Source organism: Deinococcus roseus (assembly GCF_014646895.1).
Taxonomy (GTDB): Bacteria; Deinococcota; Deinococci; order Deinococcales; family Deinococcaceae; genus Deinococcus_C; species Deinococcus_C roseus.
The window spans coordinates 398,635-425,423 of the sequence record NZ_BMOD01000002.1 but is presented as its reverse complement, the minus strand read 5'-3'; the positions used below and the strand labels follow the sequence as shown (position 1 = coordinate 425,423).

Here is a 26,789-nt window from a genome sequence, read left to right as displayed (position 1 = left end):
CACCTGCAAGTGCGGGTGGGTCAGGCTGTTCAGGATCAGGGATGGGGTCGGGAGGAATGCTCCTGCTCAATTTTGCCAAAAGAACGGTCCAGCGCTGAAATCAACAGATAAGCCAGCAAACCCAGCAGCAATCCAACCCCGAGTGACAGCCAGAACATGTTTTCCTCCAAAAGCACTGTGTATGCAGTATCCTATGCTGCAAGACTGAACTTTTGCTGAAAAACAGTAAAGAAACTGTGCATGATTCTGGTGGTGTGTATGGCATTTCTCAGAATTCGCTCAAGGGGCCTGCAGCATCCTGACAGCACCCCGAATGGTCCGCACAGCCTCCTGTAAATTCTGCTGTTCCAGAAGGTCGGGAACCCTGGAAAGCCGTTCCAGCAATTCCTGGCGGTGTCCTTTCATCTCTGCATACGTCAGGTGTCGCAAATCCTGAACGCCCTCTTCCTGATGGGTCAGGCGCTGCAGGTTTTCCAGTGCCTCATTCAACTGGCCGTGTTTGAACAGGTCGTAATCTGGATCTCGCAACAAAGCAAAAATGTGTTCCAGAGAAGCTCTGGCATCTGGAGTGTGCATGTTTACCTCCAAAAAACAAAATCCCCGAAAGAAACCTGATCCTCCAGCAGGACCAATCTCGGGGTTGCAACCAGTGTAAAAGCAAGCGCTGGATGGTCCTGTAAGAACCCCCACCAAAAAACATCCCACCTGTGCCGCTAACAGGTGGGAAAACCAGAGGAGTGTGGCCTCGGTAGAGGTTCAAGATGCACAGAGGAATCCTGAGGCATCAACTGCTCAGAATTCAGGGACCGGTGGCAAAGGTGGGTCCAGAACCTTTTGCCCTTGCAGAACCCCTGTATGCGCAGGAATCTTCTGGGCTGCCATCAGCCTACTGTGTTGAACTGAAACTGCTCTGAGGGGCACTGAAAACAATCTGAAGAACCTGCTGCGTTGATCCGTGGATTGCGAGGATTCAACACAAGCATCCCATGCCCAAAAACACCAACCCCAGGGTTTTCTCTCGGGTTCTTCTGTCAAATGCTGTAAAGATGCTGCAAAACCAGCAGCAGAAGATGTTACTTTGGGACATGGCAAAAATTCTGGTGGTTCTCAATGGCATCACTGCAACTGGAGAATCGGACAAATCCATCTCCGAGATGCTGTCCGAGCAGATTTTCACGCTGGAAAACGCCAGCATCGGCGAAGAAAGCATTGAATTGCTTTTTGTGCGCAGTGCCTCTGTTTCAGCCATAGGCATGGTGGACCACACCCTGGAAGATGCCCTGAGCACGGTCAGTGTGATTCAGGAAGACCGCAGGAACAGGCTTTGAGCAAGAACCCAGCAAGAACCCAACAAGAACCATGAACAAAATGAAGACTGTGGTCAGAAAGAAACTGTATCTTGAGACCTGTGACCTCTCAAGAGCTTTCTGACCAAGAAATCAATGACCTGTGCTGCACACGCCTGGGATGGGAACTGAAGCCCCACCTGTGGGAATACGGCTCGGTCTGGCATGATCGGGCCTGGTTCAAAGGTGAAACCCTGATGGGATACCCCAATTTTCTGACCCAGGATCCAGTGCTGCAGTACCTGGACGACCTGATCGAGGAACGGCAGTTGCAGGCAGCTTACGGAATGCGCCTGTTTGAATTGCTGGAAGCCCGCCACCTCAGCCACAGCCTGGCCTGGTATCGGCTGGCCAATGCCCCTCTGCGGCTGCGGGCACTGGCTTTTTTGCAGGTGACGGAAACAGATGAACAGATTTAACCTGCTGGCTTAACCTGCTGGCTTAACTTGCAGGATGCAGGTGGCGTTCGATGTGCTCCAGCAACATGGTCACATCGAAGGGTTTGGCCACAAAATCGGTGGCTCCATCTTCCATCAGCTGCCGGACCACATTGACATCTTCCGTGGCAGACACCACGATCACTGTGGCATCGGTGTACTTGTTTTTCAGCAGGGGGAGCAGTTCCAGACCGCCTCCACCAGGAAAATTCACATCCAGCAGAATCACGTCAAAATGAGGTTCTTCTTGCAGGGTTTGCATGGCTTCTTCAAAATCGGTGGCATCTTTGACCACATACTGGTTGAGACGCAAAAAACGCACCAGCATGCGGCGAACAGTACCATCATCTTCAATGACCAGAACTTTGGGTGTTGTGTTCATGCCTCTCCTGCCAGCAAGGTTCATCACTTACTTTACCCTGTCTGACCCAGATTCATACAAAAGTACAACAGAAAGTTGCGCTGCAGACTGTTCCATTCGAGACAGTTGCCTGTCTGGGTTGCCTGAAATTGGAGCGCAGAAACCTCCTCAGGTGGTGCCATAGGCCTCCACACTTACGGGTTCCTCGTGGTAAAAATGCTCCACCCTGAGCGGCAGGCCACGAGACAGCCAGTAATGCACCCGGCTGCGGATCACCTCCAGCACCCGGGCATCCTGATTGTGGACCATGAAAGCGCTCTGGAGCCGCAAAACCACGCCCTCATCGGGCACTTCCTGAATGACTTGCAACAGGATGTCCCCTGTTTCAGCATCCAGTGAACCTCCCACCATCAGGCTGGGATCTGTGAAAGCCACCAGATGCTGTAAATATTGGGTCAGTTGTTCTGTGGTCCGCTGGTTGGGATCCATGCTGTCATCTTATGCCTGCAATGGGGCTTCACATTGTCTGGATTCAAACCAAACCTACAGCAGGTTCGGTCACCAGCAAGAAAGCCTCCATCCGCTGTCTGGGAGTGGCATGGGCCAGACGGTACCAGGCCTGGGGATGGCTGAGGGTGTGCCCTTCAATCATTTCAAACAACACCTCGGCATAGCGGTTTTGCAACCCCCGGACTTCCAGTTCTTCCATCAATTGCCGTGGAATGGGATCCTGGGTCAGAAAATTGGGGTATCCCATCAGGGTTTCACCTTTGAACCAGGCCCGATCATGCCAGACCGAGCCGTATTCCCACAGGTGGGGCTTCAGTTCCCATCCCAGACGTGTGCAACAGAGTGTGTTGAGTTCGGTGTCGGGCAGGTCGTGATAAAACACAGCTCTAAAATACGGGGATCCTGTACTGATGTCTCTTTATTTTCTTCATGGTTTCATTTGCGACACAAAAGACGCTCAGATCAACACAGAGAGTCTGGTCAGGTGTTCAAAATTCATGCACTCACAGTAAAAGCCTGCTTGCTCCATTTCATGAGGTCATTTCAGAAAAATGGCCCTTTCGGGAATGGGGTAAAGGCCTGAAAAAGAAAAAACCCCCAGAAATTCTGGAGGTTGTTTTGGTAGACCCGAGCAGATTTGAACTGCTGACCCCTACAGTGTCAATGTAGTGCTCTACCCCTGAGCTACGGGTCTATTCCTGGAGGCGCTGGGCGGATTTGAACCGCCGCATGGAGGTTTTGCAGACCTCTGCCTTACCGCTTGGCTACAGCGCCGGGGTTGGCCTAGCAGGGAAAATAGTAGCATCTGATGCTCATTCTGTCAAACGGGGGATGGCTTATCCTCCCGTTTGACAGAACTGCCTTGAATCAACTGCGTGCTGCACGTTGCTTCTGAATGAAGTCCTGCAGCTCCTGGTAACCCAGGGTGTTGATCACATGTGCGGGTGTCAGGCCAGCTTTGCGGGCCACGGCCACGCCGTAACGGATGTCTTTCAGTCCGCTCAGCACGTGGGCATCGGTGTTGATGGCGAACTTCAGGCGGTCCCGCCAGCGCAGGGCTTCCCGCCAGTCCAGGTCCAGGCGGTAGGCGTTGGCGTTGATTTCAATCACGGTGCTGTTCGCTGCGGCGGCTTCCAGAACAGCATCCAGGTTCAGGGCGTAACTGGGCCGTCTGAGCAGCAGCCTGCCGGTGGGGTGTCCCAGGATGGTGACCAGAGGGTGGCTGACGGCTTTGATCAGGCGCTCGGTCTGCTCCTGCTCAGAGAGGGTGAAGTGGCTGTGCACGCTGGCCACCACGTAATCAAGCTCTGCAAGGATGTCATCTGGGTAATCCAGGCTGCCGTCTTGCAGGATGTCCACCTCTGAGCCTTTGAGGATCTTGAAGCCGTCTTTGCGCAGTTCGTCAATTTCCCTCATCTGTTCCCGCAGCCGTTCAATGCTCAGGCCGTGGGCATAAAAGGCGCTGACCGAGTGGTCTCCCATGCCCAGGTATTCATGGCCATTTTGCTGCACCGTTTCAATGATTTCCCGGATGCTGGGGATGCCGTCGCTGTAATGGCTGTGCACGTGCAACATGCCTTTGATGTCCTGCACGGTGATCATTTCACTTGCAGCAGGCAGGGTCAGGCCTTCATGCTCGGGTTCGCGGTGTTCAGGGGGAACATCTGCGATGCCCAGGGCTTCCAGCACATCTGCCTCAGAGAGGGTGAAAAGAGGAGCCCCATCCTTCTTCAGTCCAGCAGCAGAGAGTTCAAATCCCTGCTGCTGCGCTGCTTTCTGGAGTTTCTCACGCCAGTATGACCCACTGAACACCGCGTCCATGGCCCCCCTGACTTCGGGCTCTGCGTAGCCCACCTCTACACGCACCCCCTGCACCTCCCCTTTCCAGGCAGGGTAACCTTCTACAGGCTCCACATTTTCAGAGAGCATCTTCAGGGTGCCATAAGTGCTTTCCTTGCTGCAGGAAATGGTGATTTCCACATCTGCAGAGGTTTCCAGCCTCCTGGACACCGATCCGGCCAGCCTGGGGTCCATGTCCCTGAAGTTCTGGACCAGCAGTTCTGCGATGCTCAGGGCGGTGCTCATGTGCACCCGTTCCTGGGACTGCAGGGCAAAAATCACCCCTTCCAGAATGTTGGCCTGGCTCTTGGCCCCAAAGCCTTTTAGAGTGGCGATCTTTCCGGTTTCACAGGCTTCCCGCAGGTCTTCCAGAGACTCAATTCCCGTGTTCCACAACAACCTGATTTTCTTGGGTCCCAGGCCCCGCACCCGAAAAAGGGTCAGGACGCCAGCAGGAACCTGACTGGCCGCTTCTTCCAGCGGAGCAAAAACCCCGGTTTCCGAGTATTCCACCAGCAAGGCCGCCAGGGTGCTGCCCACTTTGGGCACATTTTTGAATTTCTGCTGCACCAGGTTTTCCAGGCTGTCATCCACCCCTTCCAGACTGCGTGCCGCAGCCCGGTAGGAATTGATGCGAAAGGCATTTTCTTCAAGCAGTTCAAACAGGTCTGCAGTCAAATTCAGGGTTTTGATCAGGTCCTTGAGGCTCATGGGAACATTTTAAAGGGAGGGGAGAGGGGGGACTGGAAGGGGGATTATAAATGCCGAGGGCAAAAAGCCATCAGCGGTCAGCACTTGACCCAAGGCTTTAGCAAAAGCATCCCAGGCTCCAGGCTCTGGGCTCTCGGCAAAGGGCGAGGCATGCCTCGCCCCTACAATGCTCTTGGATGCAAAGCCTCACACTTGCTGCCTTCCTTTAAACGACACCACCCGTCCCCCCATCCCTTCCAGATCCCGCACTGCTTCTGCGAAACGGTGCCCGACTTCTGAGGGTTTGTGGGCATCGCTGCCCAGCACAAAGGGGATGCCGCGTTTGACGGCTTCTGTCACCAGATCATGGGAGGGGTAGGCTTCCTGTATGGGTTTGCGGTACCCCGCGGTGTTGTAATCCAGAGCCATGCCTGTTGCAGCAACGGCGTCCAGGGTTTCAAAAGCCAGGGTCAGGTCTGGTTGTATATGCCTGAATTTTTTGGGCAGGTCCAGGTGTCCAATGGAGTCAAAGAGACCACTTTGTGCTGCCTGGGTGGTCAGCTGGTAATACTGCTGGTACAGTTCACGCAAGTCACGGTTGTCGTATTCAGAGGCAAATTCGGGGTTGTCGAAGCCCCAGGCCCCCAGATAGTGGATGCTGCCAATCACGTAATCCCAGGGGTAACGCTGCAGCACTTTTTCCACAAAACGCGTGGTTCCAGGGTGGTAATCCCCTTCCAGGCCCAGTCGGATGTCCAGTTTGCCTGCAAAAGCCTGTTGTGCTTCCTGCACCCATTCCACATAGCGGTCCAGTTCAGAGAGGTGCATGCGCCAGGGGGCGTCGTACCATTCGGGCATGGGCATGTGGTCTGTGAAGGTGATTCCGGTCAAACCTGCTTCCAGGGCAGCCTGGGCGTATTCCATGGGGGTGCCAGAGGCGTGTTTGCAGAGGGGGGTGTGCATGTGTGAATCGAACAACATGGGGCCATTGTTGCATGTCTCTGCATCTGCGGTTTTGTGTTGACTGAAAGCCTGACATTCAAGCTGTTTACGGGATTTCCCTTAAGGGGGATGGGATTCGGTAAGTGTAAATTGCGCGTTACAATTATCTGTGTCTTTTTTCAAACGCCTTTTTCAGAAATCTGCCCCGGTGGCCGTGCAAGAACCCGAACCTGCAACCCCTGTCAAAGAAAGCATCATTTTGCTTTTTGAGGCCCTGCCTGACCTGATCCGTGGCATGGTGCAAATGCGCCAGTTTTTTCGGGGTCTGGAAGTGCAACTCGACCGCATGGATGGGGTGGAGCAGGGGACCTACCATTTTGGGGAGCACCAGATTCGGGTGCAGGGTTTGCCTGCAGCTTTGCCGCGTGAGGTGCAGCAGCGCACCATCCATTTCAGCAACTGGCCCCAGAGTGTCAAAGATGGCCTGTACCACCACCGTGCCCACCTGATCTGCACCTATGAAGGACACAGCGAAGATCCCAGAGCGCAACTGCTGGCCCTTTACCAGCTGGCCACGGCGTTCAGTTCGCTGGGTTTGCTGGCTGTGGTGGATGAGGCGGCCCACAACGTCACGCCAGTGCATGTTTTGCAGGAGGTGTTCACGGGTTTGCAGGTCAGCGATTTGCAGCAGGATTTTCCTGTGCTGCTCTGGACCAACCTGCTGAAATTTCACCGTCCAGATGGCAGCATCTGGTATGCCACCCGTGGTTTTGAGCGTTTTGATGCACCCAATTTTGCCATGTTGGGTCAGCCAGGAGAGGGCAACAGGATTTTTGATTTGCTGGGTGCACTGCTCAGATACGTGGTCTATCACAAAGCAGCTCTGGCAGCAGGACACACGGCAGAACTGGGTGCACATCTGCTGCATTTTGCAGAGCCTTATGAATACAGAGACCACCTGACTGGCAAAGGGGAATTGCTGGTGGCAGAGGTGCTGTCCGGTCCCTGAGCCAGGTTCAGCCCTGCTCAGTCCTGAACAGGTTCCAGAGGGGGCACCGGAGTGGGCTTGCCTTCTGCATCCAGTGCCACAAAAACAAAACGTCCAGAGGTGGCCAGGGTTTGTTCTGCAGTGGCAAGGTTTTCTTTGTGCACGTCCACCTGGATGTGCATGCTGGTGCGGCCCACCTTGACCACCTGGGCGTAAAGGTTCACAGCATCTCCCACTTTGATGGGCACATGAAAGGTGATGCTGTCCATGCTGACCGTGACCACGGTTTTGCGGCAGTGGCGCACGGCAGCAATGCTGGCGGCCTTGTCCATCAGGCTGAGGATGTGGCCCCCGAAGGCGGTTCCGAGGTTGTTGGTGTTGGCAGGGAAAATGATTTCCAGCATGCGGGCTTCTGACATGGCGGCATCATAACAATTCAACAGAAGGTCATATCATGGATCATGCGTTCCTCTGTTCGTAAATGGATTTTTGCGCTTTTTCTGCTGTCTGTGGGTTGTGCCCAGCAGCAAAAATCAGCACCAGACCTCAAGGTGGGGGCCTGGTATTTCACGGCCTGGCATGCTGGAAACCACATCCACTTGGATAGCACCCAGAAAATTTACGGCAGCTCAGACGTGTGGGGCGGCATCCGGGACCATGCTGAAGGCAAGGATCCTTTTGGCTGGAAAACCGATTATGCTGCCCGTGAACCCCAGCTGGGTTTTTACAACCAGATGGACCCAGCAGTGATCCGTCAGCACCTGCAGTGGGCCAGAAAGTACAATCTGGATTTCTTTGGCATCTACTGGTACTGGAATTCGGTGTTGCATGCGCCAGATGACATCAACAAACCCTTTCAGGTTTTAAAAGAGGTGGATGCGCAGGAGAAGCTGCCCTTTTTTCTGGCCCCTTTTGTGCTGGGCGCGGTGACCCTGCAGGAATGGACAGAAAAAGTGGTCCCGGCTTTTGTGCAGGATGCGAGAGACCAGAATTATTACCGGGTGTTCCAGAGGCCTCTGGTGGCGGTGCTTTATACAGGACTTCCCAATGCAGACTTAAAAGCGGGCATGGACGCTTTGCGTTCCCAGATGAAAAAAGCTTTTGGTCAGGATCCCATTCTGCTGTTCACCCTTTACGATGACACTGCAACCCCCGAAGTCCTGCAATACATTTTTGATCAGGTGGGCATAGACGGCTTCACCTGCCTGCATTTTCCTCCCCATGCGCCTGCAGAGCCTTACACAGAAACTCTAAAACGCTGGGAAGCGGGCAGCCAGAAACTGGCAAAGTACCCCCACATGCCCTGCATCTCGGTGGGGTTTGATCCCAGGCCCTGGTACAAAGTGGGCACCGATCCGCTGGGGAATTACAACACAGGCATCTCTGCACAGGCGTTCAGATCATTTCTGCCCCGGGTGAGAACATATCTGCGTCAGCACCTTGAGAAAACCTCCGGGCATGTGATGGTGTATGCCTTCAATGAGTGGGGTGAGGGGGGCATTCTGGAGCCTTCCAGACCTCTTGGAGATGCATATCTCAGGGCCTTAAGCGAAGCTTTAAAATGAGAGGTTTTGCAGCCCATCTCACTTAAATATTGAAACTTACAGTACAATGCTTTTTAAAGCGTTTCCAGCATCACAAACCCACAGGGATTCAGCACATTCAGGAGGCTTCATGAGAAAACTGGTGTTGTTTGGTGTATTGGCTCTTGGTGCAGCAGGAACCTGGGTGTATGCCCAGTCCAGCGAAAAAGCTGCCAGCAATCTGACCGCTCCCACCTTCACGGAAAAACAGGCTCAGGCAGGCGAAACAGTGTTTAACGCCAGCTGCGCAGGCTGCCACGGCAAGGAATTGCAGGGCGGTTTTGCTCCAGCCCTGAAAGGGGACAAGTTCATCGCCAAGTGGAGTGCAGATGGCAAGACGGTGGCAGACCTCTACACCAAGATTTCTACCACCATGCCCAAAGGCAAGCCTGGTTCTCTGACCCAGGACCAGTATGAAAACATTGTGGCCCACATCCTGGCCACCAATGGCTTCAAACCCAAAGAGCTGAGGAAAGAAGACCTCAAGAACTACAGCCTGGACGCAAAATAAATCCAGTCATCTGATTAAATTTGTAAGTTTTTCATGAGAGGAAACCGAGAGGTTTCCTCTGTCTTTATCATGGTGCTGTAAGAGCCTGTTCACCATTGTGGTGATATGCTGTCCCCAATGGAGGTGAGTGCAGGCCAGACGGGATTGTTCACCCTTTCAGAGGGCTGCTTGAAGGACTTGTTTCAGAGAAGCACAGTCATTAGACTTGATACAGGTAGACTCAGGTTTCTTGTGTACTATCTGGTATACTCTAGAAGAGCCATGAAAGGAACCTCACATGTCGGATAACAACCAGAACGACATTCCCAATACGCCCATTCCTGAAATCCTCCCGGTGTGTCCAGTTCGGGGTTCGGTCATTTACCCCACCATGGTCCAGCACATTGATGCAGCCCGTGATGTCAGCATCAAGGCCATCGAAGCCGCCATGCAGGGCAGCAAGACCATCCTGATTGTCTCCCAGAAAGACAAGGACATCGATGATCCCTCGGGAAGCGACCTTTACACGGTGGGCACCGCCTGCAACATCCTGCGCATGAAGCGCAACCCGGACGGCACTGTCCAGATGCTGGTCTCTGCAGTCAGTCGCGTGACCGTCCAGAAATACCACAAAACCGAATTTATCCAGGCTGAAGTCAAGCCTTTAGAAGTGCCTGCCGGAGAAATTTCCGAATACCAGGCCCTGGGGCGTGAACTGCGCACCAAATTCGAGGAAATGATTCCCGGCAGCAAATTCCTGGCTCCCGATGTCGTGGAACTGATCCTCAACCGCGAAGACCCCGGTGTGATGGCAGACTACATTGCCTTCAACATGGACTTCAAACTGGTGGACAAGCAGGCCGTGCTGGAAGCCCTCACCCTCACCGAACGGGTGAAAAAGGTGCTGGTGATGCTGGACAGCGAAGCCGAACTGATGGCCATCCAGCGCCGCATCCAGCAGCAGGTCAAAGAAGAAATCGACAAGAACCAGCGCGATTACTACCTGCGCGAGCAAATGAAGATCATCCAGAAAGAGCTTCATGGCGAGGACTCCGAAGAGGACGAGATCGCCCAGCTGCGCGAGAAAATCAATGCCCTGGGCCTCACCGAAGATGCCAAAAAAGAAGTGGACCGGGAACTCAACCGTCTGGAACGGATGCATCCCGATTCCGCAGAGGCCGCTGTCATCCGCACCTACCTGACCTGGATGACCGAACTCCCCTGGAACATCCGCAGCGATGACCAGCTCAACCTCAAAGAAGCCGAGAAAACCCTCGATGACGACCACTACGGTCTGGAAAAAGTCAAAGACCGGGTGCTGGAATTCCTGGCGGTGCGCCAGCTTCGCAAGGAACGCGCTGAGCGGGGCGAAATCGACGTTGCCGATGTGAACAAGGGACCCATCCTGGTGTTCACTGGCCCTCCCGGTGTCGGCAAGACCTCCATTGCCCAGAGCATCGCCAAATCCCTTGGACGAAAATACGTGCGCATTGCCCTCGGGGGTGCCCGCGACGAGAGCGACATCCGCGGTCACCGCCGCACCTACATCGGCTCCATGCCTGGACGGATCATTCAGGGGCTCAGAAATGCCGGAACCAAAAACCCCGTGGTGCTGCTGGACGAGGTGGACAAACTTGGTCAGAGCTACCAGGGAGATCCTTCCAGCGCCCTGCTGGAAGTGCTGGACCCTGCCCAGAACCACAGCTTCACCGACCATTACCTCGGGGTGCCTTTTGACCTCTCGGAAGTGATGTTCATTGCCACTGCCAACTACCCAGAGCAGATCCCTGGACCCCTCCTGGACCGCATGGAAGTGATCGAGTTCACCTCCTACATCGAGCAGGAGAAACTGGAGATCGCCAAGCGCTACCTGCTGCCCCGCCAGATCAAGGAAAACGGCCTGAAACAGGCCCAGATCCAGGTCACGGATGCAGCCCTCGAAAAACTGATTTCCCACTACACCAGAGAAGCCGGAGTGCGCAACCTGGAACGGGAAATCGGCACCACCGTGCGCAAAGTGGCCCGCCGCATCGCTGGTGGAGACCTCAAACGTGCCCGTGTGACCGACAGAGAGCTGGAACGCTACCTCGGGAACCCCAGGTACCTCCCCGAATCTGAAGCGCGTGAAGATGCCGTTGGCGTGTCCACAGGCATGTTCTACACCCCGGTGGGTGGAGACATCCTCTTTGTGGAAACCAGCGTGATGCCCGGAAAAGGCAACCTCGTGCTGACCGGACAACTGGGCGAAGTGATGAAAGAAAGCGCCCGTGCAGCGCTGAGTTACGCCAAGCAGAACAGCACCCGCTTTCACATCACCCAGGAAAAACTCGACAACTCCGAAATCCACGTGCACGTTCCTGCCGGAGCCATTCCCAAAGAAGGCCCCAGTGCAGGGGTGGCCATGGTGACCAGTCTGGTCAGTGCCCTCACCGGAATTGCTGCCCGCAGAGACGTGGCCATGACCGGAGAAATCACCCTCACCGGACGTGTGCTGCCCATCGGTGGCCTCAAAGAGAAGGTGCTGGGGGCCAGACGTGCAGGCATCAAACACATCGTGCTGCCCAAAATGAACGAACGGGACATCAACGACATTCCTGCCAACCTCAGGGCCAGCATCGAATTCCACCCCTGTGAGAACCTCGATCAGGTGCTGGATGTGGCCCTGGTGGGTGGACTCAAAGCCCTGGAGGGCAAAACCACCCCCAGCAAGAAGAAAACCAAGCGCGACCAGACCGCCAGCGCATAACGATTAAAGGGGTGAGGGGAAATCCTCACCCTTTTTTTTGTGCACCTGTGAAACACTGGATACAGGACAGTCACGTCATGTTTTTACGCCCAACACTGTGAGATCAGGCTCGGGGAACGTTCGATTGATTTGATGCAAACACCTGCACCCTTTGCGGGCAAATCAATACGGGGGCATCTTCTCACGCAGGAGGTTCTCACACATGGAATTGACTTTTTTGGTGGCCAACCCCTACCTGCAAGGCGACTACTTCCAGGAAAGCGTCATCCTGATTCTGGAACACGATGAAAAAGGAGCCCTGGGCCTGATCATCAACCAGGAAAGCAATGCCAGCATTGCAGACGTGGTGGAAGGTGGAACCTCACAGGACGCTGTGCTGCTGGGAGGCCCGGTGGACCAGAAATTCGGCTGGTGCCTCTACCGCTACCCCACCGGGATGGAAGGAGAAATCAAACTGGGCGGCAACACCTGCGTGTCCACCAGCTACCTGATCCTGCAACACCTGATGCAAAGCCTGGGCTCCGAATACCAGCTGATCATGGGGTATTCGGGCTGGGGCGCAGGGCAACTGGAAAAAGAATGTCAGGAAGGCACCTGGTTGTGGGTCCACATGGACGACAGCCTGATTTTTGACACCCCCATCGAAGAACGCTGGAGCACCGCAATTGCCTCTCTGGGCATTGAGCCAGCACAGATCATGCCTGGGGGGGCGAAGGCTTAGAAGCCGAGGGCCAAGGGCCGAGGGCCGAGGGCTGCACTGAAAGCTTAAGCCAATGCTTGCGGACAGGGGGAAATTCCCCCTGTTTTTGTTTTGGGGCAGTCTGATCGTTGTGGTGTTGCTGTTCAAATGCTTTAGAGAGCGGTGAGACAAATCACCAATGTTTCTCTGGCATCCGCATTTTTTCCTGCTCTCGGCCCTCGGCCCTCGGCCCTCGGCCTCTTGTGCAACTTTTCCCCCCACATTCACGTATGCTTGAAAAGACGGAAACCTTATGAGATGCATCACTTGTGGACACACCTACCCCGATGACAAACCGTTCTGCCCCGTGTGCGGCACGCCCAACCCCAATGTGGGTCAGGCCCGGTTTCTCACCTCCGAATTAAGCGCTGGAACGTTGCTGCAGGGCAAATACAAGATTGATCGGGTGCTGGGTCAGGGTGGCTTTGGCATCACGTATGCTGCCACGCACACGGTCCTCAACTCCAAAGTGGCCATCAAGGAACTTTTCCCTGAAGGCACTGCCAGACAGGGCACCACGGTGGCCCCTCCCGGAACCCTGGGAGGCGGAGGCTGGCAGGAACTCAAGAAGAGTTTCATCCTGGAAGCCCAGACGGTGGCCCGTTTCAACCATCCTGCCATCGTGCGGGTGATGGACATTTTTGAGGAGAACGGCACCGCTTACCTGGTGATGGAATACCTCGAAGGGCAACCCATCGGGAAAATCCTGGAAAAAGGCCCAGCCCCCATGGACCTGGTGGAAAAAATTGCCCGTGATGTGGCAGAAGCCCTGAAAGTGGTGCACGGCAATGGCTTACTCCACCGGGACATCAAACCAGACAACATCTACCTGGAAAAAACCGGACGGGTGGTCCTGATTGACTTCGGATCTGCCCGCAATTTTGCTTCGGGGCAGTCCAGCAGGCACACCCGACTGGTCACACCGGGATATGCCCCGCTGGAGCAGTACGCCACCCAGGCGACCCTCGGGCCTTACACAGACATCTATGCACTGGGAGCCACACTGCACCATGCCCTGACCGGAGAACAGCCACCAGATGCTGTTTCCAGAACCACCGGAGCCAACCTTGCTCCTCTGCCTGCCAACACACCCAGGAACCTGCGGGCTGCCATCGAGGCCGCCATGCAGGTGGAGGTCACCAAAAGACCTCAGGATGCAGATGCTTTTCTGGCCATTCTGGGCAACAAGGAGGCCGTGAAGCCCCCTCCACCCAATCCCACCCAGCAGGCTCCGAAGCCACAACCTGCACCACAACCCACCCCCCAGCCCAAACCCCAACCTGCTCCAAAGCCACAGCCAGCCCCTCAACCTGCCCCAAAACAGCAGCCTGCGCCTCAACCCACCCCTCAATCCAGGAACAAGAACACCCCCGCTCCACAACCTGCTCCTCCCGTGCGCAAAAGCACGGGGTGTGTGGGCTGTCTGGCCTGGGTGGGAGGTCTGACCGTGGTGGGGGTTGGGGTGGCCGCGTACTTCCTGTACCCGACCCTGCAGCAGGAATGGCAGAAACAGAACAATCCTCCTGCGCAAACCCAGACCCAGCCAGAAACGCAGCCTGAGACCACCACACCCACGCCAACCCCCGAAACCCAGCCAGAGACCCAGCCAGAGACCAGCCCTCAGGCTTCTCTGCCTGCACAGCCCTCTGTGGACAGAAGCAGGATTCCTGGAAACATTCCTTCGGCACAGGACTACCGTCTGGCTTCTCAACCCATGGCTTCATCTGACGCGGCCAACAAACTGGATCAGACCATTCTGGACTTTGGTTATCCTGCCTACCTGCAATCTGATCCTGCAGGCACCGTGGTGGTGGTTGGTCCTTTCCTCAATCAGGAAGATGCAGAACTGGCTTTGAGGGATTTGCAGGGCCTGAACAGCACCCTGGCGGTTGTGGAACCTGCGCCAGCAACATCCCAGCCTTCCACACCCAGCACCCCCGAGACCCCATCCACCCTGAGCACCAGTCCCATTACGGACCTGCCCGATGGAGAGCGCAAAGACATTCTGCAGGCCTATCAGGAAGGCAATTACACAGACACAGTCAAGAAAGCAGATGCCTACATCCCCACCCACAAAACCGATGCGCTGGTGCGCCTGACCCGTTGGAATGCTGCCCGTCAGCTGAAGAACATTGACACGGTGACCATCGGGGTGAGCGTGCCCACAAGTGGGGAAAATGTGCAGGTGTCAGAGGCGGTGCTGCAAGGCGTCATGCTGGCCCTTTCAGAGGCCCAGACCCCACCTCCGGTGCTGGTGAGTGTGCTCAACGACCATTACGACGCTGCCACAGCCCAGAGCGCTGCAGGTGAATTTGCCATCGATGGGTCCATCGTGGCGGTGATTGGCCCGGTGAGTTCTGGCCAGGGCCTCAGTGCTGCGCCAACCTACAACAACAATGCTGTGCCCCACCTGCTGCCCACCGCCACCGATGACCGTCTGGTGGGCATTGGAAACTTCACCTACCGCATGGCCCCCACCAACACCCAGCAGGCCCAGGCCATGGCTGAATTGATGGAAAAAGACAAACGCCAGAGCGTGCTGGTTTATTACAACCCAGACAATGCCTATTCCAACAGCCTGCACGAAGCATTCATTGCCAGTGCTGGCGAGAAGGGCATCAATGTCTGGTCGGTGGAATACCCTGCCAACGGCCTGCCTGACACCCTGGTCCCAGAAGGCAGCACCCCCGACAGTGTGTTCATTGCCGGAGGGTTCGGGGATGTGGCCCGCATTGCCAAAGCCCTCAGAAGTGAGGGTGTGAAAGAACCCCTCTATGCTGGAGACTCCGCCTACAGCCAGAAACTGTTGCAGGATGCGCGTGCAGAAGTGGAAGGCATCAAGGTGCTCAGCTTCTACCACTACACCGACACCATCACCAGCAGCGTGAAATTCAGGGACAAATTCCGCAAGACCTTTGGTGGCGCAGACCCCAACGCCAGGGCCATGCAGGCCTACGACAGCATGAAGTTGTTGTTGGCTTCCCTGGCGTATGCCCAGAAGAAAAACAACGGCATTTTGCCCTCCAGAGCTGACATGCAGGCTGCATTGCAAACCTACAAAGGCGGAAATGCACTCTCTGGAGTGACCTCCAGCATTCGCTTTGATGCCAACCAGGGCATCATCAACCGTCCTTTTGTGATCCTGCAAGTCAAAAATGGTCAGTTTGTCAGCGCAGGTCGTGTGGCTGCCAGCAGTGGGGGGACGCAGTAATCCCCCCTGCTGGTTCCGGTCTGAGATTGCTGCGGGTCAGATCCCCCTTTCCATTGCTTCGCTCTGGACGGTCGCCAGTCAGCGTTGGGGGATTGGTGTAGGACGAGAAAAATCCCCCAACGCTGACGGGGGAACCAACGAGCAAAGCGAGTTGCAGGGGGATATGACCCGCAGTGCGCCCAAAAGAACACTGCTTACAAACAGGGTCTCAAGCCACAGGCACTTCGGCAAACTGGTGTCCAGCGGCACCGAGAGCAGCTCTGGCCTGCTCCTCGTGGGTGTCTTTGACCAGGATGTAATCGGTGTCGAAGGTGGAAATGGAGAGGATGCTGATGCCAGCCTCGGCCAGGGGGCGGGTCAGGGATTCCAGGATGCCGGACTGGTCAAAACCAAACTGTCCGACCAGTTGGTACACCACCCAGCCGATTTCGGCTTTGGCCTGCAGGGGTGCGAAACGTGCGTCGCAGACGATGGAAAGCTCACTGGGGGTGCGGGTGATGCTGGAGAAATCCCCCTGGAAAGCCCAGTCTGGGGGGGTGGTGTCCGGGGACAATTTCAGGATGGCGTATTCTCCATCCAGGCGTTGTAAGGTGACCATGCTGCCTCGCTTTCTTGCTTCGGACTCCATCACACTCATGGATCTTATTGTAGGACGAAGATGTCAGTTCTGATCAGGGCCTTTTGTCTGTACCCTCTACTGTACGAAAAAGCCTGCTGAAAAACCTGTTCAGTTGTTTAGAACCCCGACCAGAAGTGGTCTGTGTTGTGCAGCAGTTTGTGCAGCAGGTTGCTTTTCTGCTGTTTGAAACGGAAGGTTTTCACCTGCAGGCCCAGCACGGCCACCAGCTTTTCCTCCTGAAACAGAGGTGCAGCCAGGGCGCAGGAATCTGGCACCCATTCTTCCAGCGAGAGGGCATACCGGTCCTGCCTGATTTTTTTCAGGGCGGTTTCCCATTCGTCTGGGGTGGTGATGGTGCTGGGGGTGAATTTCTGGAATTGTTTGATGGGCAGGGAACAGAAAGCTGCAAAGATCTTGCCTGCTGCAGTGGCATGGGTGGGGAGGTACAGGTCGGTCTGGATTTCCCGGTGTTCTTCGGATTCAGAGTGGGCACGGGCAATGCACAGCACATCCTGCCCTTCCAGCACGCACAAATAACTCAGGGCTTTGACCTCCTCTGCCAGTTTTTGCATGGCTGTGACCGCCTCCTGATACCACCCCAACTGGTGGTGCAAATGTCCCGAAAATTCCAGCAACCGCCAGGAGAGGGCATATTTGTTTCTGGGGGTTTTTCTCAGAAATCCCGTCTGGGTGAGGGCTTGCAGGTGCAAGTGTACGGTGCTCTTGGGTTGCTGCAGGTGTGCAGCAAGCTCACGGGTGCCCCACTCCGGGTGGGTGGAGGTGAACTGTTTTAAGATCTGGGCGCTTTTCTGCAGGGTGTCCAGCATGGCTTATTTCAACTCGAAGGTGAAGCGCTGGTCTGGAGGTTGGTTTTCATCTGCTCTGGCAGCCTGTTGAAAAACATCCACCAGAGCCTGAAAAGCAGATTTCCCAAAAGATGCTCTGGAAGCTTCGCTTTGGTTCCAGATGAGGTGCAGGGGCCGTCTGACCTCTGTGCTCAACATGTCCCTTAAGGCATGGATGTTGTGTCCATGATGCGCAGGGAAGTGCAGATTTTTTTGCAGACAATGGTGCAAATCTGCTGGTGTTTCCAGCTGACTGCCATCGATTTCCAGTTGTGAAAGCCATCTTGGATTGAGGGGTACGGTGAGGTCCAGATGCAAGGTCCTGTCGCCTTTCAGGAACTCCAGCAGACCACTGGCATCTCCAAGCGAATGGATGTCTCCTTGAGCATCTTTCAGACCAAACATCAGACCCTCCGTGTCGGACGACCAGACCAGCAATTGGTTTTTGCTGTTCAAAAAAAGGGCCACCACAATGCAGATTCGCTCTTGCCCATCCCAGGAATCTTCTTGTGCAAGCAGGATTTGTGGCTGTTTCGAAAGTTGAATCACATCGAATTGCATCTGTTCCAGCGCACCTTTGATGAAGGGAGAGCGGATGTAAAGCACAAAGCTGGCGAATCTGCAGAGAAAACCCAGCACATCTTGTGGCAGATGGATTCCCTGCCTCTGGTAAATTTCCTGCACCAGATCCGGCTCCAGGCTGCAGGCTTCACTCCAGCCCTGTTCCAGCAGCCATTCCTGGTGTTGAGGTTTCAGTTGCATCATGCTCCTTGAGCGTCCAGCCAGACTGGACACCCGTATTGTACTCCCCCCTCAAGAAGCGCATGCTGGACCCATGGAAACCACAACGATCCGCGCCCCCAGAGGTGCCCAGAAAACCGCGAAAGGCTGGATTCAGGAAGCTGCCAAACGCATGCTGATGAACAACCTGGACCCCGAGGTGGCAGAGAAACCCGATGAACTGATTGTGTATGGCGGACGGGGCAAAGCCGCCCGCAACTGGGAAGCCTTCCACAGGATTGTGGAGACCCTGGACCGTCTGGAAAACACCGAAACCCTGCTGATTCAGTCTGGCAAGCCTGTGGCGGTTTTGAAAACCCACGAACTGGCCCCCAGGGTGATTCTGGCCAACAGCAACCTGGTGCCTAACTGGTCCACCTGGGAACATTTTGATGAACTGGACAGGAAGGGCCTGATGATGTACGGGCAGATGACCGCTGGAAGCTGGATTTACATTGGCACCCAGGGCATCCTGCAGGGCACCTATGAGACCTTTGCATCAGCAGGAGAGAAGCACTTTGGTGGAAGCCTGAAAGGCACCATCACCGTGACTGCAGGACTGGGAGGGATGGGCGGAGCGCAACCTCTGGCCGTCAAACTGGCTGGAGGGGTCAGCATCAACATTGAGATTGACCCGCACCGCATCCAGCGCCGCCTCGAAATCCGCTACCTGGACGAGGTGGTCGAAAACCTGCAGGACGCTTTGCAGAAAGCTGAGCAGTACAAAGCCCAGGGGGTGGCCCGTTCCATTGGTCTGCTGGGCAATGCTGCAGAGGTTGTTCCTGCCCTGGTGGACATGGGTTTCACCCCGGATCTGGTGACCGACCAGACCAGTGCCCATGATCCCATGTGGGGATACATCCCAGTCCTGAACGCAGATGAGGATGCAGACACCCTGCGCAGAGACCAACCCGATGTCTACCGCCAGCGGGCTTTTGAGAGCATGGCAAAGCATGTGGAGGCCATTCTGGAAATGCAGAAACGTGGTGCTGTGGCTTTTGATTACGGCAACAACCTGCGCCAGCGTGCACTGGAATTCGGGGTGAAGAATGCTTTTGATTACCCTGGTTTTGTGCCTGCCTTCATCCGGGACAGCTTCTGTGAAGGCCGTGGACCTTTCCGCTGGGTGGCCCTCAGCGGCGATCCCCAGGACATTTACGAGACCGACAAAGCCCTGCTGGAGCTTTTTCCCGACGATCACCGCCTGCAGAACTGGCTGAAGTACGCTGCGGATCAGATTGCTTTCCAGGGTTTGCCTGCCCGCATCTGCTGGCTGGGGTACAAAGAACGGGACCGTGCAGGACTGCTGTTCAACCAGATGGTGCGGGATGGCCGCCTGAAAGCCCCCATCGTGATTGGCCGCGACCATCTGGATGCGGGATCCGTGGCCAGCCCCAACCGTGAAACCGAAGCCATGCTGGACGGCAGTGACGCTGTCTCAGACTGGCCCTTGCTGAACTTTGCAACGGGTGTGGCCAGCGGTGCAGCCTGGATGAGCTTCCACCACGGGGGCGGTGTGGGGATGGGGTTCAGCCAGCACTCGGGTCTGGTGGCGGTTGCAGATGGCAGCGAAGAAGCTGAAAAACGCCTCTCCATGTGTCTGGTCAACGATCCGGCCATGGGTGTGATCCGCCATGCAGACGCAGGTTACGAGAAAGCAAAACAGGTGGCCCAGGAACGTGGTCTGGATCTGCCGTCTATCTGAGGTGTTGAAATGACCCACCTGCCTTTTTCTGGCCTGATTTCTTTCGCCCGTGCTCCGATCCTGGATCTTGCTGCAGATTTCCGTGCAGATGTGGGGGTGCTTGGCCTTCCCTTTGACATCGCATTGGGATTCCGTCCGGGTGCCCGTTTTGCGCCCAGGGCCATCCGGGAGGCTTCCCTGAGGTATGCCCTGCCGCCAGAAGGTTTCTACGACCTGCGCACAGGACAGCGCAAACTGGCAGGTCTGCAACTGGTGGATGCTGGCGATGTGATTCTGCCCAGTCTGGAGCCTGAACTTGCCAGAAACCGCATCACCGAAGCAGCACAGCAGCTGAAATCCAGGGTCAAACTGCCGATTTTTCTGGGAGGAGACCACAGTGTCTCTTACCCGCTCTTGCGGGCTTTTTCGGATGTGAAAGACCTGCACATCGTGCAACTGGATGCCCATCTGGATTTCACGGATGTGCGCAACGACACCCGGTTCAGCAATTCCAGTCCGTTCAGGCGGGCCTGTGAAGACCTGCCCAATCTGAAACACATCACCACCATTGGGCTCAGGGGTTTGCGCTTTGATGAAGAGGCCGTGCAGGCTGCAAAATCCAGAGGCCATGCCCTCGTTGGAATGTGGGACTGTGCAGACCTGGAAAAAGTGATCCAGCAGCTTCCAGAGGGCAAGAACGTTTACCTGTCTTTCGATGTGGATGTGCTGGATCCTGCAGTTCTGCCTGCCACCAGCAGCCCGGAAGTGGACGGAATGTCTTACGCTACAGCCATGACCCTGATCCGTGAAACGGTAAAACGCAACACCCTGGTTGGCCTGGATGTGGTGGAACTCACCCCAGCCCTGGATGCCAGCGGAAACAGCAACCTCCTGATCGCAAGGCTGATCATGGAAACCCTGACAGAGGTGTTCTCGTGAAGACCCTGTACATCGGAATCACCGAGCTTGCCACAGCCACGGGGACTGAACTGAAAAAAGGTGCATCCCAGAAAGACATCATGGTCATCCGGGATGCTGCAATGGTGGTGGAAGGGGAGACCCTGCTGTGGGTGGGAAACCGCAAAGATGCCCCTGCTGCAGACAGAACCGTGGATTTCAGGAATAGGGCTGTGGTTCCTGGCCTGATTGACCCCCACACCCACCTGATCTGGTCAGGAAGCCGACTGAATGACTTTGAAGCCAGGGTGCAGGGCGTCTCCTACGAGGAAATTCTGGCCCGTGGGGGCGGCATCCACCAGACGGTGCGGTACACCCAGGCCTCCACCGCTTTCGAGATGGTGTCTCTGGCGGTGCCCAGACTGAATGCCCTGGTGCGCAGCGGAGCCACCACCATTGAAGTCAAAACCGGCTATGGCCTGAACCACACCACCGAAATGCGCATGCTGGAAGCCATTCAGGATTTGCAGGCTTTCACACCCGCCCGCATTGTGCCCACCTTGTTGATTCACCTGCCCCCCAGAGATCGGGACCGCGAAGGTTTCCTCCGGGAAGTGGTGGAACAGTGGATTCCCGAGGTGGCGCAGGACCAGTTGGCCTCTGCAGTGGATGTCTTTGTAGAGCAGGAAGCTTTTTCGGTCTCAGAAGCCAGAGAAATTCTGGAGGCAGCAAAAGCCCACGGTTTGCAGACCAAACTGCATGCCGATCAGTTTCATGCGCTTGGAGGTGTGGAACTGGCCTGTGAACTGGGAAGCCTGAGTGTGGACCATCTGGAAGCTTCAGGAGAACAGCAGATTCAGGCTCTGGCTGCATCCAATACGGTGGCAACAGTGCTTCCTGGTGTGTCTTTGCACCTGGGTCTGCCTGCTGCGCCAGGACGCAAAATCATTGATGCAGGTGGGGCTGTGGCTGTGGGCACCGACCACAATCCGGGAAGCAGCCCCATTTTCAGTGCCAGCCTGGCCCTCGCCCTCAGTGTGAGGCTCAGTGGCCTCACCCCTGCAGAAGCCCTCACCGCCATGACCGCCAACGCAGCCCATGCCCTGGGCCTTTCCGACACCGGAAGGCTCGAAGCAGGCATGAAAGCAGATTTTCTGGTGCTGGACAGCCATGACTGGCGGGAAATCAGTTACCGCCTGGGCAACGCGGTCAGCAAGGTGTTCATTTCAGGAAAGGAAGCATGATCCAGCTCAATGACCATTTGACCTTGCAAGACTTCATTGCAGTGGTTCGCAATTTTGAAGAAGTCCAGCTCTCAGAAGCCTCCAGAGCGCGGGTGCAGAAAAGCCGCCAGTTCATCGAAAAAATTGTGGAACGTGGAGACCCGGTTTATGGGGTCAATACAGGATTCGGGAAATTCCAGAACACCCGCATCGAGCGGGACCAGCTTGAAGAATTGCAGCGCAACCTGATCCTTTCGCATTCCATTGGCGTTGGAGAGCCCTTCCCGAAAGATGTGGTGCGTGGAATGTTGTTGCTCCGGGCACAGAGCCTCGCGATGGGTCACTCCGGTGTGCGTCCTGTGGTCATTGAAGGACTGCTGAACTTTTTAAACCACCAGATTCATCCGGTGGTCCCCTCTCAGGGATCGGTGGGCAGCAGTGGAGATCTGGCCCCCCTTTCCCACCTGACCCTGGCCCTGATTGGAGAAGGGGAAGTGGAACACAAAGGACAGATTCGGGCTGCCAGAGAGGTGCTCTCTGAATTGGGCCTTGAACCCATCGTGCTGCAGGCCAAGGAAGGTCTGGCCCTGATCAACGGCACCCAGGCCATGTGCAGTTTGCTGGCCCTCCTGATTCACGATGTGGAGATCCTGCTGTCCAGCGTGGACATTGCTGCAGCTTCCAGTGTGGAAGCCCTGAAAGGCAGCCACAAGCCCTTTTCTGAAGGTGTGGTGCGCCTGAGGCCTTATCCTGGTGCAAAGCAGGTCAGCGAAAACCTCAGAAACCTTTTGCAGCACTCTGAAATTGCGGTTTCCCACGAGAACTGCGAGAAGGTGCAGGATGCCTACTCGCTGAGGGCCACGCCCCAGGTGCATGGAGCTTCCAGGGATGCTTTAAAACATGCCCGTGAAATTCTGGACATCGAGATGAACAGCGTCACCGACAACCCCCTGATCTTTCCAGACGAGGAAAAAGTCATTTCGGGTGGAAATTTCCATGGTCAGCCCCTGGCCCTGGCAGCCGATTACGCGGGAATTGCCATTGCCGAGCTGGCCAACATCAGCGAACGCCGCATTGAACAGATGCTGAACCCTGCACTCAGCGGGTTGCCTGCATTTCTGGCAGAGCAAGGCGGCCTCAACAGCGGTCTGATGATCTCCCAGTACACAGCTGCCAGTCTGGTGAGTGAAAACAAGGTGCTGGCCCACCCTGCCAGTGTGGACAGCATCCCCACCAGTGCCAACCAGGAAGACCACGTTTCGATGGGCACCATTGCCTGCCGCAAGGCCCACCAGATCTTCGAGAACACCCTGTGGGTGATTGCCATTGAACTCACCTCTGCAGCACAGGCCCTGGATTTTCAGGCTCCGCTCAAACCAGGGCAGGGGGTCAAGGCCGTCTATGACCTCATCCGCAGCGAGATTCCCCACCTGGAACGGGACCGTTACTTCAAACCAGAGGTCAGCAAGATCCGCGAAATGGTCCGCACAGGCCGTCTGGTGCAGGCCGCCAGAGAAGCTGTGGGGCAGTTGCACTGAGTCTGGACTGTTCAGAAAAGAGGCGAGTGATCCTCGCCTCTTTCTGTTTTCCAATCACCTGGAAAGTTCAGGAAAATCGGGAAGCCTGTCCCCATAAATCCAGCTTTCCAGAAAACCCCTGAGCTGGGGTTTGCCTGTGGTTTTCAGCACGCTCTGGATGAAATCTTCTGTGGAAGCATTCTTAAAGGCATGAGCCCTGTAGTAATTCTGGACCACCTGTTGAAACAGTTTGTTGCCCACACGGTAGCGCAGGGCGTGAAAAACCAGCGCACCCCTCTGGTAGACCCGTGGGCTGAACAGGTCTTTGCGCTCCCTGATGTATGGGGCTTTGATGTTCTGGGTTTTGCTGCGCTGGTACTGGGATTTCAGGTAAACCTTCAGGTCCTTTTCTTCTGGATGCTCCCAGAGGTTGGTGAAGAAGGTGGCCAGGCCTTCACTGAGCCACACATCCGACCAGGTGCTGGGGGTGACGCTGTTGCCAAACCACTGGTGGGCAAGTTCATGGAAAAACAGCGCTGCCTCACGGGTTTTGCCTGGAAAGGTGCTGAGCCCCTGGGTTTCCAGCGCATAAGGGGTGGGAGCCTCTGTGAACATCACCCCATACGTCTCAAAAGGATAAGGGGCCACCTGTTGCTCCAGAAAGCTGAGCATGGGCTCAAACATCCCCAGTTCTTTCTGCTGAAATTTGGCAGGAAGGCTGACCGGAAAATAATTCTGATAAACCAGATTTTCCCTGAACTGTTGCCACTCCATCCGAAAGCGGTTGACCTGCACGGTGGCCAGATGGGGGGCCATGGGTTGCCGCATCTCGTAGGTGTAGGTTTTGACGCGGTCTCCAGCGGTGCTCACCAGCACTCCGTTGGCCACCCCCAGATCAGGCAATGGAACGGTGAGGTGAAAGGTGAAAGTGGCCTTGTCACTGGGATGGTCGTTGGCCGGGAACCAGGACATGGCCCCGTTGGGTTCATTCAGCACGTAAATGCCTGTTTTGTGTTGTTTCCAGCCCACCGAATCTGCTTCTGTCTCACCGGGTTCTTTGATGGTTTGCGGGGTGCCTGAGTAAGCCACCTGCACCTCATAAATCCTGCCCACGCTGGAGGATTGTCCCAGATCAATGTGCAGGTGCTGCCCGGTGTGCTGGAAAGTGGCTTGCTGCCCATTCACCAGCACTTCTGAAACCTGCAGGCCCAGCAGATCCAGCTGAATGGCTGGCGTGTTGCGAACGGTTTTGAGTTCCAGGGTTGCATTGCCCTGCAGCACATTTTTTCCCGGATCGATGTCCAGCCTCAGGTCATAGTGCAGCACATCCAGGTTGGGATCCAGACTTTCCGGATAGAGCAGTTCAGGATTGCTGGCAGGCGTGGGTGCCGGGACACCCAGGGCCAGACCAAGCAGCAGGGTGCTGCAAATCGAAACGCATTTTTTGTGCATCAACAAAGCATTCATCAGAAAAACCTCCAGCCCACAGTATAAATGGGGGAGGCGGAAATGGTTTGAAGGACTGGTATTGCCAGCCCGGAAGCCCGATTCAGGCTTTGGGACGCATCATGCGACCGCGTTTTTCGGCTTCAATGGCTTTTTGCAGATCGCCAATTTGCCGGAGGAGCTGGATCTGCTGGGTGGGATCGGCGTTTGCCAGTTGCTTTTTCAGCTGGGTCACTTCGTCTTTCATCAGGGTCTGGGTGTGCAGCGATTCGGCTTCCATCAGTCCCTGTTCTTTCATGTCTTTCAGGCGTTCGACCATGTCCTGGTGCTGGGCCTGGATCTGGGATTCAGGATTTTCAAACAGGAAGGCCAGCAGGATTTTTTCCTCGGGCCGTCCTCTGAAGTGTTCCAGAATGGCTTCACGGGAAGGATTTTCCCGGGCCACCCGGATGAGTTCATCCACCAGCAGGTTTCTGAAGGGACTGGTGCCGTCCATTTTTTGCAGCAACTGTGGGTCCATCAGGATCTGCTGCGCAAGATACAGCTCACGTCGGTCTTCCTGGGTTTGCTCAGAAACCATGCCCTTGATGTTGATGTCGGTGAGGTTCTTGCGTTTGCTCTTGCTCTGCACCCACTCGTTCAATTTGTGCTCGTCGATGCCCGCCTTCTGGGAGACTTTGCGGCGCACCTCTGCAGCAATTTCATCGTAGATGTCGTGGTCCTGCATGCGGGGAAGCAGCATTTGCAGAAAGCCCCGTTTGCCTTCCGGGTGATTCAGGTCAAACTGGCTCATGGCGTGCTGGATGCGGAATTCCACCTCGGTGAGGCCGTGCAGCAGGGAAGTGTGGATGCTCTCGGTGTCTCCGTGTTGCAGGGCATCTGCGGGGTCCTTGCCACTGGGCACCTGGTGGGCCGAGATCAGGAACTTGCTGCCCAGCATCTGGTCCAGTCCGGACAGGGTGGCTTTCTGTCCAGCGCTGTCCTGGTCGAACATCAGCTTGACGGTGCGCACCCCCTGACGGGCCAGCAGTGCACCGTGCTCGGCGGTCATGGCGGTTCCCAGCGTGGCCACGGCGTGTTTGAAGCCCCACTGGTGCATGGCAATCACGTCCATGTAGCCTTCCACCACCACAATTTCATGGGTGCTCTGGGCCTGTGAACGGGCCAGATGGAAGCCGTAAAGCAGTTCGCTCTTTTTGAAGATGTCGGTTTCGGGGGTGTTGAGGTATTTGGGTTTGCTGTCGTCCAGCACCCGTCCTCCGAAGCCCACCAGCCGTCCGAGGTAATCCCGGATGGGGAACATCACCCGGTTGCGAAAACGGTCATAGACCCGCCCGGTGTCCGGTGCCTCGGAAAGCAAACCTGCCTGCAAGAGTTGGGCTTCATGCACCCCTTGCAGTTTGCAGAATTTGATCAGGCCGTCCCAGCCACCTGGAGCGTAGCCCAGTTCAAACTGGGTGATGTTTTCTTCATTCATGCCACGGGCATACAGGTAGCCCAGTGCATCGCTGCCTTCAGGTTTGCGCAGGCTCTGTCTGAAGTAGGCCAGGGCCATTTCGTTGACTTCAAAGAGGTCGCGCTGTTTTTTCTCGGTGGCATTGAATTCCAGCTTGATGCCTGTGCGGTCTGCCAGTTTTTGCAGTGCGTCCCCGAAAGGCAGGCTTTCCACCTGCATCAGGAATTTGAAGGCATCTCCACCTGCTTTGCACCCGAAGCAGTAATAGTAACCCTGGTTGATGTCCACATTGAACGAGGGGGATTTCTCTTTGTGAAACGGACACAGGCCCTTGAACCTGCCGTTTCCGGCAGGGGTCAACCGGACATACTCTCCGATCAGATCGGCGAGATTCAGTCTGGCTTTGATTTCTTCTTTGGTGCCCATGCCTGTCTTTCTTC

At 55.7% G+C, this 26,789-nt stretch carries 25 protein-coding genes and 2 tRNA genes; 12 read left to right on the top strand and 15 right to left on the bottom strand.

Going from position 1 to position 26,789, the window contains the following annotated elements; translation table 11 throughout:
• Positions 1-35: 35 nt before the first annotated feature.
• Together IEY52_RS26920 and IEY52_RS05015 are read right to left on the bottom strand one after the other, a co-directional pair.
• On the bottom strand, positions 36-158 hold the full coding sequence (locus IEY52_RS26920) for a hypothetical protein (protein WP_268239708.1): 123 nt from the start codon (positions 156-158) through the stop codon (positions 36-38).
• Between the two features lie 121 nt (positions 159-279).
• Positions 280-576, bottom strand: coding sequence for a hypothetical protein (locus IEY52_RS05015; RefSeq protein WP_189000790.1), 297 nt, complete (start codon positions 574-576; stop codon positions 280-282).
• 509 nt (positions 577-1,085) lie between these two features.
• On the opposite strand from IEY52_RS05015, the gene IEY52_RS05010 reads away from it, so the two are divergent.
• Together IEY52_RS05010 and IEY52_RS05005 are read left to right on the top strand one after the other, a co-directional pair.
• The gene (locus IEY52_RS05010; protein ID WP_189000788.1) at positions 1,086-1,328 is read left to right on the top strand and encodes a hypothetical protein; all 243 of its coding nucleotides are present in this window, start codon (positions 1,086-1,088) and stop codon (positions 1,326-1,328) included.
• A gap of 80 nt (positions 1,329-1,408) precedes the next feature.
• The gene (locus tag IEY52_RS05005) at positions 1,409-1,765 is read left to right on the top strand and encodes a hypothetical protein (RefSeq protein WP_189000786.1); all 357 of its coding nucleotides are present in this window, start codon (positions 1,409-1,411) and stop codon (positions 1,763-1,765) included.
• Between the two features lie 22 nt (positions 1,766-1,787).
• Here IEY52_RS05005 and IEY52_RS05000 read toward each other — a convergent pair whose 3' ends face one another.
• The 7 genes from IEY52_RS05000 to hisJ form a co-directional block, all read right to left on the bottom strand.
• Positions 1,788-2,165 (bottom strand): response regulator, encoded by a 378-nt coding sequence (locus IEY52_RS05000; RefSeq protein WP_189000784.1) that lies wholly within the window; start codon positions 2,163-2,165, stop codon positions 1,788-1,790.
• Between the two features lie 147 nt (positions 2,166-2,312).
• Positions 2,313-2,633: a hypothetical protein gene (locus tag IEY52_RS04995; protein WP_189000782.1), complete on the bottom strand. Its 321-nt coding sequence runs from the start codon at positions 2,631-2,633 to the stop codon at positions 2,313-2,315.
• Positions 2,634-2,676: 43 nt separating this feature from the next.
• Positions 2,677-3,036, bottom strand: coding sequence for a hypothetical protein (locus IEY52_RS04990; protein ID WP_189000780.1), 360 nt, complete (start codon positions 3,034-3,036; stop codon positions 2,677-2,679).
• Positions 3,037-3,273: 237 nt separating this feature from the next.
• A tRNA-Val gene (locus tag IEY52_RS04985) sits at positions 3,274-3,348 on the bottom strand.
• A gap of 5 nt (positions 3,349-3,353) precedes the next feature.
• Positions 3,354-3,428, bottom strand: a tRNA-Cys gene (locus IEY52_RS04980).
• Positions 3,429-3,521: 93 nt separating this feature from the next.
• Positions 3,522-5,204: a DNA polymerase/3'-5' exonuclease PolX gene (locus IEY52_RS04975; RefSeq protein ID WP_189000778.1), complete on the bottom strand. Its 1,683-nt coding sequence runs from the start codon at positions 5,202-5,204 to the stop codon at positions 3,522-3,524.
• A gap of 186 nt (positions 5,205-5,390) precedes the next feature.
• The gene (hisJ, locus tag IEY52_RS04970) at positions 5,391-6,164 is read right to left on the bottom strand and encodes a histidinol-phosphatase HisJ (protein WP_189000775.1); all 774 of its coding nucleotides are present in this window, start codon (positions 6,162-6,164) and stop codon (positions 5,391-5,393) included.
• Positions 6,165-6,294: 130 nt separating this feature from the next.
• Here hisJ and IEY52_RS04965 point away from each other — a divergent pair, with 130 nt between their 5' ends.
• On the top strand, positions 6,295-7,134 hold the full coding sequence (locus tag IEY52_RS04965) for a hypothetical protein (RefSeq protein WP_189000772.1): 840 nt from the start codon (positions 6,295-6,297) through the stop codon (positions 7,132-7,134).
• A 17-nt stretch (positions 7,135-7,151) separates the two neighbouring features.
• On the opposite strand, the gene IEY52_RS04960 is transcribed toward IEY52_RS04965, so the two are convergent.
• On the bottom strand, positions 7,152-7,532 hold the full coding sequence (locus IEY52_RS04960) for an acyl-CoA thioesterase (protein ID WP_189000769.1): 381 nt from the start codon (positions 7,530-7,532) through the stop codon (positions 7,152-7,154).
• Between the two features lie 42 nt (positions 7,533-7,574).
• On the opposite strand from IEY52_RS04960, the gene IEY52_RS04955 reads away from it, so the two are divergent.
• The 5 genes from IEY52_RS04955 (at position 7,575) to IEY52_RS04935 (ending at position 15,882) form a co-directional block, all read left to right on the top strand.
• The gene (locus tag IEY52_RS04955) at positions 7,575-8,678 is read left to right on the top strand and encodes a glycoside hydrolase family 99-like domain-containing protein (protein ID WP_189000766.1); all 1,104 of its coding nucleotides are present in this window, start codon (positions 7,575-7,577) and stop codon (positions 8,676-8,678) included.
• Between the two features lie 109 nt (positions 8,679-8,787).
• Complete coding sequence (locus IEY52_RS04950; RefSeq protein WP_189000763.1) at positions 8,788-9,207, top strand: c-type cytochrome; 420 nt, start codon at positions 8,788-8,790, stop codon at positions 9,205-9,207.
• A gap of 277 nt (positions 9,208-9,484) precedes the next feature.
• On the top strand, positions 9,485-11,932 hold the full coding sequence (gene lon / locus IEY52_RS04945) for an endopeptidase La (protein ID WP_373289827.1): 2,448 nt from the start codon (positions 9,485-9,487) through the stop codon (positions 11,930-11,932).
• A gap of 202 nt (positions 11,933-12,134) precedes the next feature.
• Positions 12,135-12,653, top strand: coding sequence for a YqgE/AlgH family protein (locus tag IEY52_RS04940; RefSeq protein WP_189000760.1), 519 nt, complete (start codon positions 12,135-12,137; stop codon positions 12,651-12,653).
• Between the two features lie 271 nt (positions 12,654-12,924).
• A complete protein-coding gene (locus IEY52_RS04935) occupies positions 12,925-15,882 on the top strand; it encodes a bifunctional serine/threonine-protein kinase/ABC transporter substrate-binding protein (protein ID WP_189000757.1) in 2,958 nt (985 codons plus the stop codon).
• A gap of 208 nt (positions 15,883-16,090) precedes the next feature.
• Here IEY52_RS04935 and IEY52_RS04930 read toward each other — a convergent pair whose 3' ends face one another.
• The 3 genes from IEY52_RS04930 to IEY52_RS04920 form a co-directional block, all read right to left on the bottom strand.
• Positions 16,091-16,519, bottom strand: a complete 429-nt coding sequence (locus IEY52_RS04930) for an ACT domain-containing protein (RefSeq protein ID WP_189000753.1) — start codon at positions 16,517-16,519, stop codon at positions 16,091-16,093.
• 98 nt (positions 16,520-16,617) lie between these two features.
• Entirely contained in the window at positions 16,618-17,328 is a 711-nt protein-coding gene (locus IEY52_RS04925) for an IclR family transcriptional regulator (RefSeq protein WP_189000750.1), read from the bottom strand.
• 3 nt (positions 17,329-17,331) lie between these two features.
• Positions 17,332-18,111, bottom strand: a complete 780-nt coding sequence (locus IEY52_RS04920) for a barstar family protein (protein WP_189000747.1) — start codon at positions 18,109-18,111, stop codon at positions 17,332-17,334.
• Between the two features lie 70 nt (positions 18,112-18,181).
• On the opposite strand from IEY52_RS04920, the gene hutU reads away from it, so the two are divergent.
• From hutU to hutH, 4 genes are read left to right on the top strand one after another with little or no spacing between them, the layout of a single operon-like run.
• The gene (hutU, locus tag IEY52_RS04915; RefSeq protein ID WP_189000744.1) at positions 18,182-19,831 is read left to right on the top strand and encodes a urocanate hydratase; all 1,650 of its coding nucleotides are present in this window, start codon (positions 18,182-18,184) and stop codon (positions 19,829-19,831) included.
• A gap of 9 nt (positions 19,832-19,840) precedes the next feature.
• Positions 19,841-20,749 (top strand): arginase family protein, encoded by a 909-nt coding sequence (locus IEY52_RS04910; RefSeq protein ID WP_189000741.1) that lies wholly within the window; start codon positions 19,841-19,843, stop codon positions 20,747-20,749.
• Entirely contained in the window at positions 20,746-21,951 is a 1,206-nt protein-coding gene (gene hutI / locus IEY52_RS04905) for an imidazolonepropionase (RefSeq protein ID WP_189000738.1), read from the top strand. The genes IEY52_RS04910 and hutI overlap by 4 nt, the downstream gene beginning before the upstream one ends.
• The gene (gene hutH / locus IEY52_RS04900) at positions 21,951-23,468 is read left to right on the top strand and encodes a histidine ammonia-lyase (protein WP_229684649.1); all 1,518 of its coding nucleotides are present in this window, start codon (positions 21,951-21,953) and stop codon (positions 23,466-23,468) included. The genes hutI and hutH overlap by 1 nt, the downstream gene beginning before the upstream one ends.
• Before the next feature lie 54 nt (positions 23,469-23,522).
• On the opposite strand, the gene IEY52_RS04895 is transcribed toward hutH, so the two are convergent.
• The gene (locus tag IEY52_RS04895; RefSeq protein WP_189000732.1) at positions 23,523-24,914 is read right to left on the bottom strand and encodes a M1 family metallopeptidase; all 1,392 of its coding nucleotides are present in this window, start codon (positions 24,912-24,914) and stop codon (positions 23,523-23,525) included.
• Positions 24,915-24,996: 82 nt separating this feature from the next.
• Complete coding sequence (dnaG, locus tag IEY52_RS04890; protein WP_189000729.1) at positions 24,997-26,775, bottom strand: DNA primase; 1,779 nt, start codon at positions 26,773-26,775, stop codon at positions 24,997-24,999.
• Positions 26,776-26,789 lie beyond the last annotated feature (14 nt).

Coding starts and splice junctions, on each gene's coding strand:
- IEY52_RS04975 (WP_189000778.1), bottom strand. CDS start 5,204: ATGAGCCTCAAGGACCTGATCAAAACCCTGAATTTGACTGCAGACCTG.
- IEY52_RS04925 (WP_189000750.1), bottom strand. CDS start 17,328: ATGCTGGACACCCTGCAGAAAAGCGCCCAGATCTTAAAACAGTTCACC.
- IEY52_RS04930 (WP_189000753.1), bottom strand. CDS start 16,519: ATGAGTGTGATGGAGTCCGAAGCAAGAAAGCGAGGCAGCATGGTCACC.
- hisJ (WP_189000775.1), bottom strand. CDS start 6,164: ATGTTGTTCGATTCACACATGCACACCCCCCTCTGCAAACACGCCTCT.
- IEY52_RS05010 (WP_189000788.1), top strand. CDS start 1,086: ATGGCAAAAATTCTGGTGGTTCTCAATGGCATCACTGCAACTGGAGAA.
- IEY52_RS04995 (WP_189000782.1), bottom strand. CDS start 2,633: ATGGATCCCAACCAGCGGACCACAGAACAACTGACCCAATATTTACAG.
- IEY52_RS04940 (WP_189000760.1), top strand. CDS start 12,135: ATGGAATTGACTTTTTTGGTGGCCAACCCCTACCTGCAAGGCGACTAC.
- dnaG (WP_189000729.1), bottom strand. CDS start 26,775: ATGGGCACCAAAGAAGAAATCAAAGCCAGACTGAATCTCGCCGATCTG.
- IEY52_RS04895 (WP_189000732.1), bottom strand. CDS start 24,914: ATGAATGCTTTGTTGATGCACAAAAAATGCGTTTCGATTTGCAGCACC.
- IEY52_RS04960 (WP_189000769.1), bottom strand. CDS start 7,532: ATGTCAGAAGCCCGCATGCTGGAAATCATTTTCCCTGCCAACACCAAC.
- IEY52_RS04910 (WP_189000741.1), top strand. CDS start 19,841: ATGACCCACCTGCCTTTTTCTGGCCTGATTTCTTTCGCCCGTGCTCCG.
- IEY52_RS04935 (WP_189000757.1), top strand. CDS start 12,925: ATGAGATGCATCACTTGTGGACACACCTACCCCGATGACAAACCGTTC.
- lon (WP_373289827.1), top strand. CDS start 9,485: ATGTCGGATAACAACCAGAACGACATTCCCAATACGCCCATTCCTGAA.
- IEY52_RS04920 (WP_189000747.1), bottom strand. CDS start 18,111: ATGATGCAACTGAAACCTCAACACCAGGAATGGCTGCTGGAACAGGGC.
- IEY52_RS26920 (WP_268239708.1), bottom strand. CDS start 158: ATGTTCTGGCTGTCACTCGGGGTTGGATTGCTGCTGGGTTTGCTGGCT.
- IEY52_RS04950 (WP_189000763.1), top strand. CDS start 8,788: ATGAGAAAACTGGTGTTGTTTGGTGTATTGGCTCTTGGTGCAGCAGGA.
- IEY52_RS05015 (WP_189000790.1), bottom strand. CDS start 576: ATGCACACTCCAGATGCCAGAGCTTCTCTGGAACACATTTTTGCTTTG.
- IEY52_RS05000 (WP_189000784.1), bottom strand. CDS start 2,165: ATGAACACAACACCCAAAGTTCTGGTCATTGAAGATGATGGTACTGTT.
- hutU (WP_189000744.1), top strand. CDS start 18,182: ATGGAAACCACAACGATCCGCGCCCCCAGAGGTGCCCAGAAAACCGCG.
- IEY52_RS04955 (WP_189000766.1), top strand. CDS start 7,575: ATGCGTTCCTCTGTTCGTAAATGGATTTTTGCGCTTTTTCTGCTGTCT.